Annotated in this window: 21 protein-coding genes; 9 read left to right on the top strand and 12 right to left on the bottom strand. The window is 40.3% G+C overall.

Annotated elements, in window-relative coordinates; all coding sequences use genetic code 11:
• Positions 1-117: 117 nt before the first annotated feature.
• From PHR02_RS09405 to PHR02_RS09370, 8 genes are all read right to left on the bottom strand, one after another.
• Positions 118-573 carry an ankyrin repeat domain-containing protein gene (locus tag PHR02_RS09405; RefSeq protein ID WP_299991454.1) on the bottom strand — a complete coding sequence of 152 codons (456 nt, stop codon included), beginning with the start codon at positions 571-573 and terminating at the stop codon, positions 118-120.
• On the bottom strand, positions 573-1,079 hold the full coding sequence (locus PHR02_RS09400) for a ferritin-like domain-containing protein (RefSeq protein ID WP_299991451.1): 507 nt from the start codon (positions 1,077-1,079) through the stop codon (positions 573-575). Before PHR02_RS09400 ends, PHR02_RS09405 begins: the two co-directional genes overlap by 1 nt.
• A 59-nt stretch (positions 1,080-1,138) precedes the next feature.
• Positions 1,139-1,804 (bottom strand): Crp/Fnr family transcriptional regulator, encoded by a 666-nt coding sequence (locus tag PHR02_RS09395; protein ID WP_299991449.1) that lies wholly within the window; start codon positions 1,802-1,804, stop codon positions 1,139-1,141.
• The gene (locus PHR02_RS09390; protein WP_299991447.1) at positions 1,782-2,849 is read right to left on the bottom strand and encodes a hypothetical protein; all 1,068 of its coding nucleotides are present in this window, start codon (positions 2,847-2,849) and stop codon (positions 1,782-1,784) included. The genes PHR02_RS09395 and PHR02_RS09390 overlap by 23 nt, the downstream gene beginning before the upstream one ends.
• Positions 2,846-3,508, bottom strand: coding sequence for a uracil-DNA glycosylase (locus PHR02_RS09385; protein ID WP_299991444.1), 663 nt, complete (start codon positions 3,506-3,508; stop codon positions 2,846-2,848). The genes PHR02_RS09390 and PHR02_RS09385 overlap by 4 nt, the downstream gene beginning before the upstream one ends.
• A 66-nt stretch (positions 3,509-3,574) precedes the next feature.
• Positions 3,575-4,357, bottom strand: coding sequence for a response regulator (locus PHR02_RS09380; protein ID WP_299991442.1), 783 nt, complete (start codon positions 4,355-4,357; stop codon positions 3,575-3,577).
• Positions 4,358-4,367: 10 nt separating this feature from the next.
• On the bottom strand, positions 4,368-5,567 hold the full coding sequence (locus PHR02_RS09375) for a HAMP domain-containing sensor histidine kinase (protein WP_299991440.1): 1,200 nt from the start codon (positions 5,565-5,567) through the stop codon (positions 4,368-4,370).
• 61 nt (positions 5,568-5,628) lie between these two features.
• Entirely contained in the window at positions 5,629-7,263 is a 1,635-nt protein-coding gene (locus tag PHR02_RS09370; protein ID WP_299991437.1) for an EAL domain-containing protein, read from the bottom strand.
• Positions 7,264-7,447: 184 nt separating this feature from the next.
• Between PHR02_RS09370 and PHR02_RS09365 the strand changes: the two genes are divergently transcribed.
• Positions 7,448-8,239, top strand: a complete 792-nt coding sequence (locus PHR02_RS09365; protein WP_299991434.1) for an HDOD domain-containing protein — start codon at positions 7,448-7,450, stop codon at positions 8,237-8,239.
• A gap of 59 nt (positions 8,240-8,298) precedes the next feature.
• Here the strand turns inward: PHR02_RS09365 and PHR02_RS09360 are convergent, their stop codons facing one another.
• Positions 8,299-8,718, bottom strand: a complete 420-nt coding sequence (locus tag PHR02_RS09360; protein ID WP_299991431.1) for a class II SORL domain-containing protein — start codon at positions 8,716-8,718, stop codon at positions 8,299-8,301.
• Between the two features lie 179 nt (positions 8,719-8,897).
• Between PHR02_RS09360 and glyS the strand changes: the two genes are divergently transcribed.
• Complete coding sequence (gene glyS / locus PHR02_RS09355; protein WP_299991428.1) at positions 8,898-10,934, top strand: glycine--tRNA ligase subunit beta; 2,037 nt, start codon at positions 8,898-8,900, stop codon at positions 10,932-10,934.
• Positions 10,906-12,048 (top strand): FAD-binding oxidoreductase, encoded by a 1,143-nt coding sequence (locus tag PHR02_RS09350; RefSeq protein WP_299991426.1) that lies wholly within the window; start codon positions 10,906-10,908, stop codon positions 12,046-12,048. Before glyS ends, PHR02_RS09350 begins: the two co-directional genes overlap by 29 nt.
• On the opposite strand, the gene PHR02_RS09345 is transcribed toward PHR02_RS09350, so the two are convergent.
• Positions 12,039-12,503 carry a hypothetical protein gene (locus tag PHR02_RS09345; protein WP_299991424.1) on the bottom strand — a complete coding sequence of 155 codons (465 nt, stop codon included), beginning with the start codon at positions 12,501-12,503 and terminating at the stop codon, positions 12,039-12,041. The genes PHR02_RS09350 and PHR02_RS09345 overlap by 10 nt on opposite strands.
• Before the next feature lie 3 nt (positions 12,504-12,506).
• Positions 12,507-13,301 carry a C40 family peptidase gene (locus tag PHR02_RS09340; protein WP_299991422.1) on the bottom strand — a complete coding sequence of 265 codons (795 nt, stop codon included), beginning with the start codon at positions 13,299-13,301 and terminating at the stop codon, positions 12,507-12,509.
• 127 nt (positions 13,302-13,428) lie between these two features.
• Here PHR02_RS09340 and hemH point away from each other — a divergent pair, with 127 nt between their 5' ends.
• The 6 genes from hemH to PHR02_RS09310 all read left to right on the top strand — a co-directional run bounded on the left by hemH (position 13,429) and on the right by PHR02_RS09310 (position 18,684).
• Positions 13,429-14,376, top strand: a complete 948-nt coding sequence (gene hemH, locus PHR02_RS09335) for a ferrochelatase (protein ID WP_299991420.1) — start codon at positions 13,429-13,431, stop codon at positions 14,374-14,376.
• Complete coding sequence (locus tag PHR02_RS09330) at positions 14,377-15,018, top strand: HAD family hydrolase (RefSeq protein WP_299991418.1); 642 nt, start codon at positions 14,377-14,379, stop codon at positions 15,016-15,018.
• A gap of 3 nt (positions 15,019-15,021) precedes the next feature.
• The gene (locus PHR02_RS09325; RefSeq protein WP_299991416.1) at positions 15,022-16,266 is read left to right on the top strand and encodes a hypothetical protein; all 1,245 of its coding nucleotides are present in this window, start codon (positions 15,022-15,024) and stop codon (positions 16,264-16,266) included.
• 90 nt (positions 16,267-16,356) lie between these two features.
• Positions 16,357-17,073: a DUF695 domain-containing protein gene (locus PHR02_RS09320; protein ID WP_299991414.1), complete on the top strand. Its 717-nt coding sequence runs from the start codon at positions 16,357-16,359 to the stop codon at positions 17,071-17,073.
• On the top strand, positions 17,073-17,441 hold the full coding sequence (locus tag PHR02_RS09315; protein WP_299991411.1) for a diacylglycerol kinase: 369 nt from the start codon (positions 17,073-17,075) through the stop codon (positions 17,439-17,441). The genes PHR02_RS09320 and PHR02_RS09315 overlap by 1 nt, the downstream gene beginning before the upstream one ends.
• 58 nt (positions 17,442-17,499) lie before the next feature.
• Positions 17,500-18,684, top strand: coding sequence for a saccharopine dehydrogenase family protein (locus tag PHR02_RS09310; RefSeq protein WP_299991410.1), 1,185 nt, complete (start codon positions 17,500-17,502; stop codon positions 18,682-18,684).
• A gap of 56 nt (positions 18,685-18,740) precedes the next feature.
• On the opposite strand, the gene PHR02_RS09305 is transcribed toward PHR02_RS09310, so the two are convergent.
• Positions 18,741-19,409, bottom strand: a 669-nt coding sequence (locus tag PHR02_RS09305; protein ID WP_299991409.1) for a DUF2169 domain-containing protein, incomplete at its 5' end; no start/stop codon positions are given.

The following is a 19,409-nucleotide window of genomic DNA, read 5'->3' as shown; positions in this document are numbered from 1 at the left end:
CAGCAGATATTTAGAGACGATGAGAAAGTTTTTGAGATGAAAATCGATTTGGTGTATTTGGATTTTGAGGGGAATATGGCGAAAATACCTCCCGAAGAGAAGGCATTTTTATCGGCTTTATAGGAGTTTTTTCCGTTTCGGAGCTGCTTTGTCGATCGCTTCCATAATTTCGCGGTTTTCGCGCATTATGGCGATATCCAGAGGGGTCATCCCCTCTTTACTCATTGCCGTTGTCGATGCCCCTTTTTCGATCAGATACAAAGCGATAGGGGTATGACCTTTCCATGCTGCGAGATGCAGAGCACTCGCTCCTCCCGTGTCTTGGGCGTTGATATCGGCACCTTTCTCGATGAGATATTTTACCGCATCCGCATTACCTACCCATACAGCATACATCAAGATGCTTTTATTGTTATCTTCGCGAGCGGTATTCGCATCACCCAGAGTTTGGATTCGTACTTGCAACGTTTTTGTATCCTTACGGTCGAGGAGTCCTATTAACTCAAAAATATCAGCCCCTTGAAGTGTCAGCGCACCAAAAAGGGATAGGCTAAAAAGTATGCGTTTGATCATTATTTTTTAAACTGCTCGATGAACTCTTCGATATCATCAAAGAGTGCTTGTAAATCCTCTTCGTGTTCTACTTCATCCGCTAAAATCTGAGAGACGAGATCATAGGTAATAATATCTTTTTCACGGGTAATATCGAGGATATTAGAGTAAACACCGATGGCGCATTGCTCACCCTTGATCGCTTGCTCTAACACTTTACGGACATCAGGCTCAGTGGGAGCATCATAGCCGCAGTTGCTGTTGGTCAACCACTCTGCTGGATGGAGTGCCGGAATTCCGCCGAGTTGGATAATACGGTCAGCCACCATGGTAGCATGGCGAAGTTCATCAGCGGCGTGTTGGGTGAGCTCAACAATGGCAGCATCTTTCATCAGCCCTTTGACCACTTTAGCCTCAATAAAATATTGATAATAAGCGAGCCATTCGTCACAGTATGCTTTATTGAGCAATTCATAAACCGTTTGTGCTTCGATTCCTTTGAGGAGTGAAATACCTCTTTTACCCATTGGATGCTCCTGATATGTAGATCTTTAACTCTATCACTGCTTCTCTTAAAGGAAAATTATTATCCGCAGTAGTGTTGAAGATCATCAGGTAAGATTAGGGTAACTTCTTTAGATGAAGAGACGGCTATTATCCCCTCAGATTTGAGTTTTTTGATCATTCGAGAGAGGGTTTCGGGTGTTATAGCGATCATTCGTGCTATCTCTATCCCTTTAAGACGGTTAAAAATAGTATGATCATCTCGAACCAATCGGGCTACTTTTGCCATAGCATTGGGGGCGCTATGACGTTGTAGTGAGAGTTCTAATGCGGCGATTTTTTGGGTTAGCGAAGAGATTAGGGCTAAACTTATAGAAGGATCATTTTGAAGAATCAACAAAAATGGATCACGAGAGATTTTTAATACTGAGGTAGTGGATAAAGCTTCACATGAAGCAGGGTAGGGTATTTGTTTAAGTGTCGCTACTTCGGCGATTAAAGAAGGGGCGTGAAAACGGTGGATCAGCATTGTTTCATGAGAGGTATTTACTTTGTATACGGATACTTCGCCCTCAATCAAAAGATGGAAATAATTACTCTCATCCCCTTCATAGAAAATAATTTCACCGATGTTGTAGTGACGAAGAATACCTATTTTTTCAATTTCTTGACGTTGTTGCGGCGAAAGATGGCTAAAAATGCTAATACGCTCAAGGGAAACACCCTTAGCGTGAAGTGATGGGTTCAAAACCGAACTCTTTCGCACGCATCAATTCTACGGGATAGATAACCTGAGAATTAATCAGGCGCATGGTGTATTCACGGTGAGTATTGGTCAAAGTGGAGACTAGATAATCGATGCCGACACTGGTTGAGTATTGAATCCAATCGGTGGTGATATCATTGTTCATGATGGCATTGGACTCGTAAATGGCAGAGGGAAATTCGATTAATGAGTTAGCGAGAATCATATTTTTGCGGTCATTGTATTGGGTGAGTGTGAGGAGGGCGGGATCAAGGTTGATCTGCGTTGAAAGAATATTTTTCTCCTTCACCCCGGTAAAGGTCATATGGGCACTTAAAAGTGCACTTTTGACGACAGGGATATGGAGGATAATACTTGCTTTATTAAACTTTGATGGCTTCGAGAGATGGGTGATGATATTATCCCCCTTCAAATCTACCGGATAGCTGGCAACTCTCTTTTTATCGCTTTTATGTGCTAGAAAAACCTCTTCAGTAGAAGCTTTTAATTGCGTTCCGACAGATGAATTATCATAAAAAATAGCGATTGAATCCCCCATATAGGGTAACAACGCTTCGATCTGGGCAACATAATCGATACCGCCGAAGGTAAAGTTTTCAGGAGCATCTGGGAGATCACGTTTATGAACAGTAGGTATAAAAATTGGGAGATTAGTATCGAGTGTGATCATTTTTTTCGCACCCACGCTTGTGAGAGGGGCAAGTATTGCATCCATCTCATCATGGCGTATTTCCTCTAGCACACGCGAGAGTGATTCGGTAGATTCATCCGCTAAATCGTAGCGTTTGATTTCAAAATGCTCATTTCTACGGCTTAATAGAGTGGCGAGTGCAACATTGTAAAGGGATTGCGAGTATTTCCCGATTACTTTTGGGGATGAGACAATCGCAATGTTGATTGTTGAATCGACCGGTTTAAAGCTTTGTGCACTGCCTGAGGAGTCAGAAGATTTTCGAATTGTAATATTTTGAGCATGGGTAAAAAGAAACAGGATGGATAAAATAAAAAAACTACGGAAAAAGATCATAATAATTGAGCCTTGATAGTTTGTAAATCACGCATCGACTCTTTTTTGAGCGATGGATTTCGAACGAGATAGAGTGGGTGATACATCGGAATGAGTAGCGCATCTCCAAAAGGGATAACTTCACCTCGTACGCGTTCAAAATCTCCACTCTCTCCTGTTAGGACATGGTATGCGTCAGGCCCTAGTGTAACAATTACACGAGGTCGTATGAGTGAGATTTGTTTTGATAAATAGGGGGTGCAGCTATTGCATTCGCTCGGAGATGGATTTTGAAAACCGAATGGTTTGCATTTAACACTATGGGTCAAATAGACATTCTCAATTTTGAGATTGATCACTTTTTCGATCATATCACGGAGCATAACCCCCGATCTTCCGACATAATATTCAGCAGATTCATCTTCTGCGGCAGAGACGTAGGCATCGATAAACATCAATTGCGCACGGGGATTTCCAAATCCTACCATACTTTGACGTCGTGATTTACTAAGATCACACAGATAACATTGGGAAATACTTTGCGCCAAGGTACTTAGTGAATCGGGTAAACTATTCGAAGTAGTTTGTATATTAGGGGTAATCGGATCGACATAGGAATAGCCTAATGCTTTTAGACGATAAAGATTTTCGAGTAATGCTAAATTCTGAAAAGAGTCCACAAACTTCACTTCTTATAAAATTTAAGAGAGTATAAAGAAGATGGGGTTAAAAGGAGATAAATAGATTTAGAGATAGCTATAGACTAATTCCATTTCCAAGTCTTCAAAATCAAAAGGTTTGACTAAGTACCCATTGATTTCAAATAGATTTGCTTGATATTGAAACGGTTTTTCATTATGTGCCGAAGTAACAATGATAGGGATATTCGGGGCTATTTTTCGTATCTCTCCAGCCATTTTAAATCCGTGCATTCTGGGCATGTTAATGTCGGTAATAATAACATCTGGCAGATATTGCTGAAACTTATCAAGCCCTTCTAAACCATCTGAAGCTAAAATGAGTTCTTTGACACGTCTGCTTAAAAATTTAGCCAATGGTGCTTGTATCGCTGGGTCATCTTCAACATATAAAACACGCATATTATTGAGACATTTTGTGTTATCAGCCATATTGGCTTTACTATAGCGATCAAGTGTAAATGAAAACTTCATCAGATCTTCAATTCCTGCTTCAGCTTTGATCATCTCATAAAAGAGTGTAAAATCTTTGTTAGCCGTTATAAACCATTGTTTCAGATTTTCACACGGCTCTATTTTGTCTTCTCTAACCATGAAAAGAACGTCCTCGATATAGCTAAAAAACCGCGTTGGATTTTCCATATTCAGCCATTTTGTTAATGCTTTTAAGGTGTGAATAATACGAAAAATTTCATTAGTACGAGAGATATCAGGACGGGTTCCATTGCACTTGCTGATAAAATCACCAAAGATTTCATACGCAAGTTTGGTCGTATCGAAGATTTCATCCATGCATTGAATTTGAATTGGAATTGAAAGTGATTGACTCATAGATTTTCCTTTATATAGTAATCGTAAATACAGCACCGTCTTCATTGTTGTGAACACGTATGTTTCCATGCATATTGTTTTCAATAATTTGTTTACACATATACAATCCGATTCCGGTACCGTGTATCTCCCCTTTAGTAGTAAAGTACGGATTAAAAATTTTATCTGCAATTTCCACAGGAATCCCACCCCCGTTGTCAGCAAAAATGACAACCGAATGACCATTTGATTCATCAATACGAATCGTAATACGCGGAGATTCGATAGCACGTTCGAGAAGAATGTCGCGTGCATTATTAAATAAGTTGATTAGGACATGATTGTATTCATTTGCATATCCTTGGATCTTTGTATCACCATCTATGTATAAATCAACAGTGATATTATTTTTTTGAAGCATCCCTTGAAGCATTGAAAGAGTGGTTTTTATTTGATCTTTCGCATAAAAGGAAGATATGGTTTTGGAGGGACTGAAAAAATTACGAAAATCATCAATCGTATTGGACATTTGATTAAGTTGAGTACGAATATTTCGAGTATTCTCCTGCATTGAAGCTTCATTGAGTTCGTTATATTTAAAAGCGTCTTGCGTCTCTTGTACGATATTTGAAATGGCAGTAAGAGGTTGACGCCATTGGTGAGTAATATTCGAAATCATCTCACCCATTGCTGCCAAACGAGCTTGATGTCCAAGCATTCTCTCTTGTTCTTGGCGTTTAATAACTTCGCTTTCAATTTGTTCTTCAAGCTGGTTTTGATGGAGATTAAGTTTGTCAACAAAATAGTTAGTCTGGAGTCGTGCAATATCACGAATCGTAATAAAGTAATATCCGAGAAATGTTAAAAGAGTGGCAAAACTAGCAAAAATAAAAGTAGCAGTGTAAATAGGATGAATACTTTTGGCAATAATTGAACTTGTATGGATAAAGTGTACTGCTAAGTTTTGTTGTGCGTAGGCTATGATGTAGAGCATTACGAGTAGGATGATAAAAATAAAAAACAATAGGAGAAGGAGCCAGATCGTGTATTTGGTGAGTAGTTTTGACAGCATCGGTTTAAAACCGCTTAAATGGTGTGTCAGATGAGTGTTTTTATAATTAATGTAATATCTTACCATCCCTAGTGTCACAAAAGTAATGAAGACAAATAGGGTAAAATCTATATAAATGGTAGAGAAAAATGAAGCTGGAGATAAGGCAAGTTGATCCATTATTCACCTACACAGATAAAGTTCTTAGTTATAACACGTCTAAACTTAAAGAGTTAAAAAATCAGATGCCTTGTGGCTTGCCGGTAAAATAACCTTGAGCATAGTCTATACCGAGCTCTTTAATGGCAGTGTATATCTCTTCTGAACTGACAAATTCAGCGATGGTTTGTGCGCCGATCTTATGGGCAAAGTTCACAATGGTTTCAACAACAATATGGTGTCTTTTATTATTGATAATCCCTTCAATCAACGATCCGTCGATTTTAATATAATCGACGTTAAGCTTCAGAATATTTTCGAAATTTGAATACCCCGTTCCAAAATCATCAATGGCTATTTTTGACCCAAGTGCTTTAACGGTAGATATAAACAAGACAACATCATCATAATTTTCTATCCCCTCTGATTCTAAAATCTCAAATACAATTCGATTTGCTGTTTTTGTTTTCGTGATGGTGTAAATAATCTCTTTGACAATCTGAGGATCTCGAATATCGCTATCAGAGAGATTAATCGAAAACTCTTCATCGCGATGGGAAAATAAGGTGCAAGCTTGTCGGATTACCTCTAGGGTGATTTGAGGGTAAAGTTTGGTTTTTTTAGCAATGGTTAAAAAATTAGCGGGAAAAATAATACGCCCATCATTATCGATCATTCGTACCAGTGTTTCGTATTTCTCTTTTTTTTGATTGCATACATTTATGATCGGCTGATAGTGACATATAATTTGTTTTTTTGACAAAGCATTTCGAATAAAGGCACTCATCTTTATATTTGATCGATAAGTATCCTCAATATTTTCATGCTCAGCATATAAAGCAATTGAAACTTTATTTTTTTTCGCACGATTTAAAGCAATATCGGCACGTGTTAATAGTTTACTATGACCAATAGCCGCACCGACCGTCATACGTAAATTGATGGTTTCCATTTTAACGAAAAATGTTTTTTCTTCAAAGAGTGACATAAGTGCTGAAATGCGGTTGCGAAGATCATTCCAAGTAAAATCTTCATGCATTAAGATGGCAAATTCATCGCCACTGATTCGATAGGGAAAAAAATTCATTTTACTAAACCATTGTCCCACTTGATTGAGGATATTATCTCCGATTTCAATCCCATAAAAATCGTTAATTTCTTTAAAATCATCGATATTGAAAATAACACAGACCGAAGGGTTTCTTATATCCATATCGGCAACGATTTTTTGGCGGTTTGGTAATCCGGTCAACTGATCATAATAAGCGAGTTTTAATGAGGTTTCCTGACTTTCTCGTAATGCGGTTAGATCGGTAAAGATGGCCAGATAATTTTGAATTTTATGGTTTTCATCCATAATAGCACTGATACTAACCCATGCAGGAAAAACAGCACCAGTCTTTCTTTTATTCCAGATTTCACTGCTCCAATGCTTCTCTTTGGTTAGAGTATTCCACATTTGATTGTAAAAAGATTTATCATGTTTTGCGGATGAAAGAAAATTTGTATTTTTTCCGATCACTTCATCTTCATCATATCCGAAAGTTTTTGTAAAAGATTTATTCACTTTTATAATGTTGTTGTATCTATCGGTAACAATCATACTGTCGGATGCATGATTCATAGCCATAGCTAAGATTTCAAATTCACGCACTTTGTCAGGAATACTGATTCTTTTAAGAGTATTTCGAGCATGATCGCTTGATTTTTTATGCACATACGACCTTTTTTCTTTAAAAAAATATTTTTTTAATCTATCAATTTATAATTGTTCACTTTTTGAATAAATTTATAACTGATAATATTTTTGTAGTTTATCAGTTTAATTATTAGTAAAGAACTTGTTGATGATTAAAATAAATGTTAGAATCTGTAAATGCTTTAAAATAAAAAGGTTATCAGTGAATAACGATCTTCTCTATACAATCGAATCTTTTCCTCCACTTCCTGAATCTATTAATCAATTGAATGAACTTTGTCAAGTAGATGATGTTGACTTAAAAGCAGTCATAAAAGTTATTGAAGCCGATCCCATTCTTTACACCGATATACTCCGATATTCAAATGTCCCCTATCATGGGTTTCGATATCCCATTACCTCTATTTCTCAGGCTATCTCTCTTTTTGGTGTCTCGGCTATACGGGGAATGTCATTGACCGCAGCATTAAAAGCGCATCCTTATAGCGATATTTCTGCATACGGAGTAAGTATTAATGAGTGGTTTGGAACGATGGAGCGTCAGCAGAGGTTTTTAGAAATCTGGCTCCTTAAAAAACATCGCTCAATTCTCCATTCATTGGGGGGATTGACATTTATTTTGGAAATTGGTCGGTTGGTTGCTTCATACGCTTTAATGATGACAAAAAAATCATATTCATTTTATGAGAATGAAGCAAAAAAACTAGATGAAGAGGAGAAAAATATAATTGGTCGTTCCGGTGATGAATTGGCCGCAGAACTATTCGAATTTTGGAATTTTGAAAAACTGTTTTTTAATTGCTTAAATCATTCACTAAACCCTGAAAAAGGGATGGAACCACAAACTTGTGCAGTATTGGAATGTGCGAGAACATTATTTAGACTAAAAGAGACGAGGGAGTTTGAAGAGATTGAACCTATTTTGGAAAAATATAATTTTTTACTAAGTGATGCAAGAATTGCGTATGAAATTATGATTTCTGAGGATGAGTAAAAGAAATAAAAATTAAGCCCTTTTGAAAAGGGCCTATGAAAGATTGTTGTGTAAAATACTTACGAACAGTGTCCGCCACCGCAGCAAGAAGAAGCTTCTTCAACTTCGACTTCTACCGGAGTTGATTCCCACACACCATGTTTAGTGCAGTAACCGTGTGCTACTAGGGTCAATTTTTTTCCCATAGGGACGATGTTGAATGTTACTTCTGCATGGTTTTTCTCATTTCCGAGTGTTCCAGGGACGAAATCAGCGCGAGCGAGCAATGTCTCACCGTTATAAAGTGCGATGTTAGCAATGAAGTGATCGAAATCATCTGGATGAGAATATTCGTTCCCCATTTTTACAGTAACGGCAAATTTTTCACCTTTTTTTGCAGTTGAAGCACAATGGATAAACGGTGAGTGACGATCGATATAATCTTTTTTCGCTTCACGATCTACAGTGCTGATATCGACGTAACGGTTAATTGTTGGCATTTTGTTTCCTTGTTGAAAATATTAATGCGGGTATTGTACACCTCAAAACTTTTAACTAGACCTAAATAAGATATTTTATCTCTGAATTAATTTTTTCCAAAGCAACCATAAGCCAACAGCATTTTTTAACCATCCAATCGGTAAAATCGGGACTTTAAAATGATGAATGGATAAGTGATATGTTAAAACCTCTTTTGATTGAAATCGGTGTCGAAGAACTTCCGGCAGTTCCACTGCTCAAAGAGCTTACAGAAATAGAGAAAAAATGGATCGCCGTTTTGGAAAAAAACGCCCTTGTCGGGGAGTTTGAGTTTTACTACACACCGCGCCGTTTGGTACTGTGGCATCGTGAGTTCAAAACACGCCAAGACGACCGTGTCGAAGAGTTCTTCGGAGCACCAGTTGATATCGCGATCAAAGACGGAGTTCCCACCCCTGCGGCACTAGGCTTTGCCAAAAAATGCGGTGTGGAGTTCGACCAGATCGGCCGCACCGAAAAGGGTGGTAAAGAGGTTCTTTATTTCAGTAAAACCATTGCGGGACGAGAGAGCAATGAGATTTTGGGTGAAATGATCGATACGTGGATCAAAAGCTTGAGCTTTGGTAAATCAATGCGTTGGGGTTCAAGTCATGAGAGCTTTATCCGCCCGATCCGCTGGGTAAATGTGACCCTCGGTGAAACACTCGTCGATATAGAACTCTTCGGTGTACGTTCCGCTTCTGAAACCTACGTTCATCGTATCAGCCATTTCGAAGCGAAAAAAGTAAACTCCATCCATCACTATTTCGATCTTCTCAAAGAGGGTTCCGTCGATCTCTATCCGCAAAGCCGCCGCGAATCGATTTTGGCAAACTTCGCTGCACTCGAACGAGAAAACGGCATCAAAATCGAAATCGACGAAGATTTACTCGATGAAGTTGTCGCCATCACGGAACACCCGACACCGCTTTTGGGAAGTTTTGATGAGAGTTTCCTCGAACTCCCGCCCGAAGTTATCATCACCTCTATGAAAGAACACCAACGCTATTTCCCAGTCTTTAAAGAGGGGAAACTGATCAATGCGTTTGTGGTGGTCTCTAATGCCCTCACTGATGATTTCAGCCACGTAATCGAGGGAAATCAACGGGTTCTCCGTCCACGCCTCTCCGATGCACTTTTCTTTTACCGTAACGACCTCAAAAAAGGTTTGAGTACCGCAGGATTAGAAAAAGTCGTCTTTATGAACGGCTTAGGGACGTTGGCAGAGAAAATCAAACGCGAAAAAGTAGTCGCGTCCACTATTGCAAATCTCATATATGATAATATCAATCCTGACCATTTGGATCGTGCGATGGAGTTGGCAAAAGCCGATTTGATGTCTGAGATGGTATACGAATTTACCGAACTTCAGGGACTTATGGGGTATTACTACGCACTAGCTCTGGGCGAATCCGCCGAAGTAGCCACGGCGATTAAAGAGCAGTATCTCCCAACAGGGGAGGAGAGTGCACTCCCATCTACCATCCTCAGTGCCATCGTCGCGATGTCGATGAAACTCGATACCCTCATCGGTATGTTCAGCATCGGTGAGATTCCGACGGGTTCACGCGATCCGTTCGCCCTTCGCCGCGCAGTAAACGGTATTATCAAAATCGCCGTAGCGCACCAAATCCCGCTTAACTTCTCTACCTTGATCGATCAACTCTCATCGCTCTATCCGCAAGGCAAAGAGTACAAAAAGAACATTGAGACCTTTATCATCGAGCGTCTCGCAGGTGCCTATGTCGGTGTTAACCCATCAATCATCCAATCGGTCGTTGCCAAAGATGCTAATGTCGAGCTCGACGTCCTCGAAATCGACCGTAAAATTCTTGCCGTCTCGTCTATCGCATCCTCCGAGTCGTTTATCGAAGCCTTCTCCACCTTTAAACGGGTCAGCAACATCCTCAAAGACGAAGCGATGGACAAAGGTTTCAGCGTTAACGAATCACTCTTTGAAAACGATGCGGAGCGTCATCTATACTCATCCGCAACCTTTGCAATCTCTGCGAGCTATGAAACCCTTGAAGAGCGTTTGGATGCACTCTTCGCCCTCAAAGCGCCATTGGACAACTTCTTCGACAATGTTATGGTTAATGCCGAAGATTTGAGCGTCCGTGCTAATCGTAAAGCGTTGGTCGGAATGATCTACGCCGAGATTTATTCTATTGCTGATATCAAAAATATCACCTTATGATGTCATCATCATCGGTGCAGGGATAAACGGCTGTTGTAGCGCCTACACACTCGCACAAGCAGGTCTAAACGTCGCACTGATCGATCAGGACGGTATCGCCGCTGGCGGTAGCGGTGCGGCGGGGGCATTTATCTCGCCTAAAATCTCCAAAGCCGGAGAACTCAAAGGGATCATGGGGGAAGCACACGCCGAAGCACTCCATTTTTACACGACCAACTTTCCTCAGTTTACCCTCGTAAAACCGCTCCTTCATATTGCCAATAGTCCGCAAGAGGGTGAAAAAGTCGAATCTTTCAAACATGAAACGCATATAAAACACTCCAATATTCCCCATAAAATACAAATCCTTCTGAGCGATGAAGCGATAAATACCCCTTCGATATATTTTGACATAGGAGCTGTTGTCGATGCTCAGGGTGTATGTCATGCAATGGTAGAGGGGATCGATTTTTATCCGCGAAAGGTCGAAAATTTAATCCACCATGATGGGACGTGGCAAATCGGTGATTTGAATGCCAAACACCTCGTTCTCGCTATCGGCGCCTATCCGAAACTTCTCCCCATCGATTATGTAGGTTTGCGAGGTATTTGGGGTCATCGGATCGATATAGAGACCTCTACCCACATCCCCTGCATCCTCCATCACCATGTCTCGATCTCACTAACATCAAACGCTGGCGTTGTTGCCATCGGAGCGACCCACGATGTCCATTATTCGCCGTTTAGCGGTGAACCGTACGATAGGGAGCAGGGGAGAGCACAACTGCTCGAAAAAGCCTCGAAAACATTAAAATTAAATAATATTAATATTATCAACGACTATACGGGATTACGTTCTGGGTCAAATGATTATCTCCCGATGCTGGGAAGTCTCGTAGATGCAGAGGCAGTACTTCAAAAATACCCTCATCTACGTCATGGTGAAAGAGTTGATCCATCCGAATATACCTATTATCCAAATTTGACGATGATAAACGGCTCAGGAGGATATGGTTTTGTCCTCGCGCCGTATTTAGCAAAGCGGTTAAAAGAGTTTATCGCAGAGGGAAAAGAGATTAACCCTGTATTATCACCGTCGAGATTTTTTCCGCGTTGGGCAAAACGTCAATCGTAAACAACCACTCCATAGTTATCATCGATGCGGTAGAAACGTGAATCAGCAGTGATAATCAGCTCATCTAGACGAGCAAGATGAACATAACTTTTTTTATCTATCTTGATCCCGTTTTCGAGAAAAAATCGCTTTAAATTGACGAATTTTATATCATTTACAAATTTGTATTCAAACTGATTGTGCAAACGCATTTTTTTGTAACTGAAAATATGGTTGTCAATACCGAGCTGTGTTGCGGCATATTGTGTCGGCAAATAACCGGAAAGATCGGTCAAATCTTCTTCGATGTGGGCATAACGAGAGGGGATAGTGCTTTTTTCAAGAAAAACGTAACGATTGAGTTTTATATGGCGAGTGTCATTCCAGTAGTGATAAGCAGGTGATGAGAGATCGAGTTTTGTGTAGATCTCTTTCCATAACCAATGTTTATCGAGAGCGGAATAGATAGCAGACATCACTTACTCGTTATAATCAGGGTCGTTCAATGCGAGACGCTTAGCGTACATAAAACGCTGCTTATAATACCCTTTTTCGATAGAGTCGTATTGAACACGTTTAGCTGTGTATGATGCATGGATAATCTGGCCATCTCCAGCATAAATAGCTACATGTGAAGGGTCTGACTTGTAGGTGCGATAAAAGAGTAAATCTCCCACTTGCAAATCATCCATATTTACATTTTCACCCATTTGAGCCTGTTCAGCAGCGCTGCGCGGGAGGGAAACGCCGAACTGACGATATACCTGCTGGGTAAAACCAGAGCAATCTGTACGCTCACCGCTTCGATTTCCGAATCCATAAGGGGTACCTAGAAAATCTTTGGCACGGCTGAGGAGTTTGTCTTTTGCATTTTTAAAATTTTTGACAATTTCTTGAGTTTTTGATTTAGGTTCATTTAGCGATGATTTTTCTTCAGGGCAAGCAGGTTGTGAAGCGATAGGAGCAGATTTAGGAACCGTAAGGAAAGGCTTTTCATCATGACCAATGTTGACAGGGTTCTCTTTTTCATTTTTTAAGATGGGGGCAATAAAGGTAACCGTTTTTATGACAGGTTCAGCTGGGGGAGTGGGTTTTGCGATAACTATAGGAGAAGAGGGTTTAATAAAAGGATTTTCTTCGTTTTTGATTGTATCGTTTGTTTTTTTTAATTCGCGTTCATATTCTAAAAAGAGGGATGGCTCACGCCTTTGCGAGTCAGCTTGGGCTGCTATCGTCAGTAAAATCAGCGATAACACTGTATGTTTAATCAGCATTAACCCTCCTCATTTTTCTGTTCTAGAGTCATTATAGATTAAAAAGCTTTAGTTTTTTTTATAATGACTGAATTTAACAATTCGTTATGGTACACTTTCTTCAAAAACGAATGGATAATAAGGACGAATGAGAGAAGCAATTGTATTGTTAAATATGGGTGGCCCCAACAATCTGAATGAAGTTGAGATGTTTTTACACAACATGTTTAATGACCCCTATATTATTCGCACAAAAAGCAAATTACTGCGTCGTTTTATTGCCGGTATGATTACTTTGACGCGTGCTGAAAAATCTCAGGATATTTATCGTCAAATCGGAGGAAAATCCCCGTTGGTAGAACTTACCAGAAAACTCGTTACTGAGTTGTCTAAAGCAGTAGGTTCAGAGATAATCGTAGATTTTGTAATGCGTTATACTCCTCCTATGGCAGAAGAAGTGTGCCAAAGGCTAAAAGAGCAAGGGGTAGAAAAAGTCTATTTGATCCCCTTGTATCCACAATACTCTTCGACAACCACTCAATCTTCACTGGATGATTTTGAAGCGATTGCTCATAAAATAGGGTGGGAGAGTATCACGGTTGAGATTAAACACTTTTTTACCAATGAGACTTACAATCGATGTGTCATAGAACGTATCAAAGAAGCATTAGGTAATGATCAAGCAAATAGTTTTGACATTATCTTTTCAGCGCACGGATTACCGCAAAAGATTGTTGACCAAGGTGACCCTTATCAGCGTCAGGTAATTGCTCATGTTGAGATCCTTAAAACAATGATGGAAAGTAATACTATCCATTTCAATCAGGTACATTTAGCCTACCAATCCAAAGTAGGTCCGATGAAATGGTTGGAACCTTCATTAGAAACAGCTCTTCATGATATTCAGAATAAGCGTGTTATCATCGTCCCTATAGCCTTTACTATCGATAATTCTGAAACAGATTTTGAACTCTCTATTGAATATGCTGAAGTAGCGCATGAGTTGGGGTACGAAGCGTATCGCGTATGTCGATGCCCAAATGATCATCCTCTTTTTGTACAAACACTCAAAGAGTTGTATGAGAAAATGAAATAAATGAAGTCAATTGTCCTTTTTGATATGGATGGTACACTCATCGATTCAGCTTTGGACATAACACTCTCCATAAATCATGTACGATCAGAAGGTTACGCGCTTGAGCCTCTTAGTGTTCAAGCCGTTGTCGATGCGATTAATGCACCGGTGAGAAATTTAGCTGAGATTTTTTACGGTACGTCGTTGTATGAAGCGCATGCACGTGATATTTTTGAAGAGCATTACTATGATCAATGTATCCAAAATGTAAAACCATATTCAGGGATTCCTGCATTATTGGAAACCTTGCACCATCATGGTCATGTCATGGGTGTGGCAACCAATGCACCTACACTTTTTGCTAAACGTATGTTAGAACATTTGAATCTGGATTCGTATTTTAGGCTGATCATCGGTGCGGACGAAGTCGATACACCAAAACCCCATCCACAAATGCTCATTCGTCATCTCGAACATTATGATTTTCATTCAGGTACGGATTGTGCTTGGATGATTGGTGACAACTCCAAAGATATGGAAGCCGCATCACGTGCCGGTATTATCGGTATATTCGCAGGATGGGGTTTTAGCGCAGAGGGGGATGGAGATTATTTTGCCCCATCACCTGAGGCCTTATACGATATTATATGTTTAAAGGGATAATTTATGTTTAGTATTGATTTGCTTCTCACGATAGTCATCATCTCACTTTTATTCTTACGTCATACCGCCGTGTATAAAGATCCTAATAAAATCAATTATACCCCCGTGGTTTTAGCGCTAGGTGCTATCGGGGGGTTGCTTCATTTTATCCTTAGTGATGGAATGGATGCCAACATACTCAAAGAATCCCTCTTATCCCTTAGTGTGGGGATACTCCTATTTGCCATTATGAGTGTTATGTCACAAACCGTTTCCGTGATGAATGCCCATAATGGCCGCCAACGTTTGGATGGTATCAGTGATGAGATTGTTGCTTTAGGAACAACTGTCGGTGTTTTGAAAGATCGGCTTGATCTTATCGCGCAAATGGAGAACTCGACACACGATCAAATTCGCAATGTATTTAAAGAAGAGATAGAAGCACTCAACCTTATTCAAGGAAATCAAAAACTTTTTGTCTCTAAAATTGAAGCACTTTTAGCGCAGCAACAAAGTACTATGGAAAAATTTGAAGAGTTTACCCTCTCTGAATTGCCAAGTTTGGATAATGTCGTTCACCGTCATATTGATCTTTTGCGCGTAGCCGAGCAAGATCACTTTAATCAGCTCAAAAGTGTGGTTCGTTCAAGTTGTGATGAACAGCAAGATGTACACGCTCAGTTAAAAATTCTTCATGATCTGGTGCTTCATATAAGTCATCGTGAACTTCCCGATCACACAATCACTGTATTACAAAAAGAGCTAGATAGAATTCTTCATGATTTCTCACATCGTTTACAATTACTGGGGGCTAAAAGTGAAACCATTGTCACATCATTGCTTGAGAATGATTCATTGCTGAGAGGCTCACGCGAACAAAGTGAACTGATTATGCAGCAAATGGTTCTCTCTTCAAAACAAATGCGTGAAATGACGACCCATTCAAAAGAACTTTCCGAATCGCTCAAACCGCTCTCACGTCTTTTCGACTCAGCAGAAACACTCCATGATGAATTTTTGAATGCCAAAGGGAAACTCAGCGAACTAATCGTGACACTCGAATCTTATGAGCGCCAAGAGTTTCGTGCGATTCGTAAAAGCTTGGAAGAGGTTGCAGCTGAGGCAACTGCTCAAATGCAGCTTTTTGTTCAAAATCTAAAAAAGTCTGAATCTTTTCCCATTATCGAGACAAAAAATGTTCAAGACTTAGCCAGTAAAGTAAAACTTCATAAAAGCTATTTGGGAGAGGCAAAAGAGGAGCTCCTTTAAACGTAAAAAATGAATTGAGTTCAATTCATTTTTGTATTGCGCTATTGTGTAAAAGACTTTATAATGACAAAAAAATAAGGGTATTGCTGAATGATAGAATTTTATGAGCTTTTAGATGACGAAAATATACCGTATCGCTGTGATGTTGAACTTGACCTTATCGAAGAGGCTCCTCAAGAAGAACGTCCTTGGCTGTTATGGCTATTTGTAAAAGCTGATACGGTAACGGATCATTTAGAATCTTTTACACATGATTTAATCGCAGCACTGAATACCTCGGTTGATGCAGTATTCGCCGGTAGAGTGATGAAAGAGGGTTGGGCTGAATTTTATTTTTATGCGCCACAATCGAAAAAGTTTGAAAATATCAGTTCAGACATCATGAACCAACACGGAGGCTATGTGTATGAGCGCGGCTCTTCCAGAGATAGCAAATGGGAGATGTACAGTGACAATCTCTATCCCGATGCGTATGGATTGCTGAGTATCCAAAACCGCCATACAATCGCGGCATTGGCAGAAGCGGGAGATGATCTAAATATTGCCAGAGAGGTCGAACATTATCTCTTTTTCCAAACTAAAACATCGATGGAGCGTGCCGTATCTCAACTCGCTTCTCACGGTTATGAAGCCAAAGAATACGTTAATGACGATGAGAATGATTATGGCTATGGAGTGGTGCTCGTAAAAACTGAAGCGATCAACCCTGAAATTATCGAAGAGACGACCACTTCACTCTATGAATCGGCTATCCAAGAACACGGTATCTATGAGGGGTGGAGCACTGTGTTAGGGGTAGAAGCGTAATGCCACTGAATAAACCTCAATATACTCTTTTTAAAAACACCCGCTATGCCTTAAACGGTTTGATTGAAGTGACGAAAAATGAGAAATCATTTCGCCTTCAAATACTTTTGTTCGTTGTCGGGATGGTAGTTGCATGGTCACTGCCCGTCGATTTTTTGCATCACTCTATTTTAGCAATCTCACTGTTTGTTCCCCTAATCGCTGAAGTGATAAACAGCTCAATCGAGCGAACGGTAGATCTGGTTACGTATGAGCATCATGAGCTCGCGAAACGTGCAAAAGATGCGGGAGCAGCGCTTGTATTTCTCTCATTAGCGATGCTCGCATTTATTTGGGGATTGACACTCTACAGCGCGTTTTGTTTGTAACGTTTTTGTAAGAGAATTTTCTCTATAATCACAGAATATTTACATCAGGGGTTACACTATGGCAACTGCACTTATTATCGGCGCCGGCGGAGTAGGGCGCGTTGTGGCACACAAATGTGTCATGAACAACCAAGTTTTCGATCGTATTATTTTAGCAAGCCGTAGTATCTGGCGCTGTGAAGAGATCCAAAGCGAACTTCCAGCAGGCTCACTTGAAATCACAACCGTGGATGCGGATAACACCGATGAAGTGATCGCATTGATCCAAAAATACTCTCCTGATATTTTGATCAACGTCGCTTTGCCGTACCAAGATTTGAGTATTATGGATGCGTGTATCGCTACCAAAACACCGTATCTCGATACCGCGAACTACGAACACCCTGATGAGGCGAAATTCGAGTATAAACTCCAATGGGCTCGTGATGAGAAGTTTAAAGAAGCAGGGATCATGGGATTGCTCGGAAGTGGATTCGATCCGGGTGCGACGAACGTTTTCTGTGCCTATGCTCAAAAACACTATTTCGATGAGATTCACACGATCGATATCCTAGACTGTAATGCAGGTGATCACGGCTATCCGTTCGCAACCAACTTCAACCCAGAGATCAACCTTCGTGAAGTGAGTGCCAAAGGGCGTTATTGGGAGAACGGTGAATGGATCGAAACCGCACCAATGGAGATTATGCAAGTGTGGGATTATCCTGAAGTAGGACCAAAAGACAGTTATCTGTTGTACCACGAAGAGATGGAATCATTGGTCAAACACATCCACGGTCTTAAACGTATCCGCTTTTTCATGACATTCGGTCAAAGTTACCTTACTCACATGAAATGTTTAGAGAACGTAGGAATGCTTGGAATCGAACCGGTAGAACACCAAGGGATGAAAATTGTCCCTATGGAATTTTTGAAAACCTTACTCCCTGATCCTGCGTCACTTGGACCTCGTACCAAAGGCAAAACCAACATCGGTATCGTCGCTGAAGGGCTCAAAGACGGTAAAAAACGTCGCATCTATATCTACCAAGTCAAAGATCATGAAGAGTGCTACGCCGAAGTAAAATCACAAGGTGTTTCATATACTACGGGTGTCCCAGCTGTTATCGGTGCAAAACTGATGGTAGAGGGTAAATGGAGCGGAAAAGGGGTGTTCAACATGGAGCAACTTGACCCAGATTTCTTTATGGACGAGATGAACACCCAAGGGCTACCTTGGAATGTTATCGAGATGGACGTATAAACTTTTTTTCTCATTCCTGCTTAGGCAGGAATCCACATTTACTCACTCCATTTTTCTCATAATTTAGTATAAATAGCAGTTTGCAGGATCTCTTCGTCCATGGGGTATCGATATCTCCATGTGATATAAATACGGTGATCGCTCTTCTCATCTGAGTCGATGTCGAGCAATAGGGTATCGATGTTCATTTTTGTATCCACAGTTGTACTATTCATACTGAAACGGACAAAAAGATCGATAGAGGGGAGATAGATACTTTGAATCGGGTCTCCTTGCAACAGGTTTGTTAATTGTATTTTTGAGGATTTTGGGATATATCCTTGTATCACTATATCGGGGTGAGCACATTGATAAAAACGTTCATCAAAATCCCTCGGTAAAAGGGGATGAACATGCTCTAACCAATCATCATCATACGTTCCACTTAAAGAGAACCTTTGTTCCCAGGTACGGTTGATTGCACCGAAGCCTTGAGGGGTGTAGGGGTGGTAGGGCTTTTGGATAGGATCATCGAGTGCTTCGATTTGAGGGGCACGAGTTGATTTAAGCGTTTGTTTTTTGTGTAAGATCCCGCATCCGATAGGATTGCGCTCTTCTCGTGCCAAAAGGGTTTTGCTCTCACCGTTGGTAATTTCTATCTCTCCTCCATAGGCGAATTCGTAGCAGATTGGGACTTTTATGGTAGGTTTCGCCTCTGAATCGAGTTTCCAAAAACCGGTAATGGC

This window comes from Sulfuricurvum sp., from assembly GCF_028688295.1.
GTDB lineage: Bacteria > Campylobacterota > Campylobacteria > Campylobacterales > Sulfurimonadaceae > Sulfuricurvum.
Note: the sequence above shows the minus strand (reverse complement) of the source record. Positions and strands in the feature narration are given on the sequence as shown.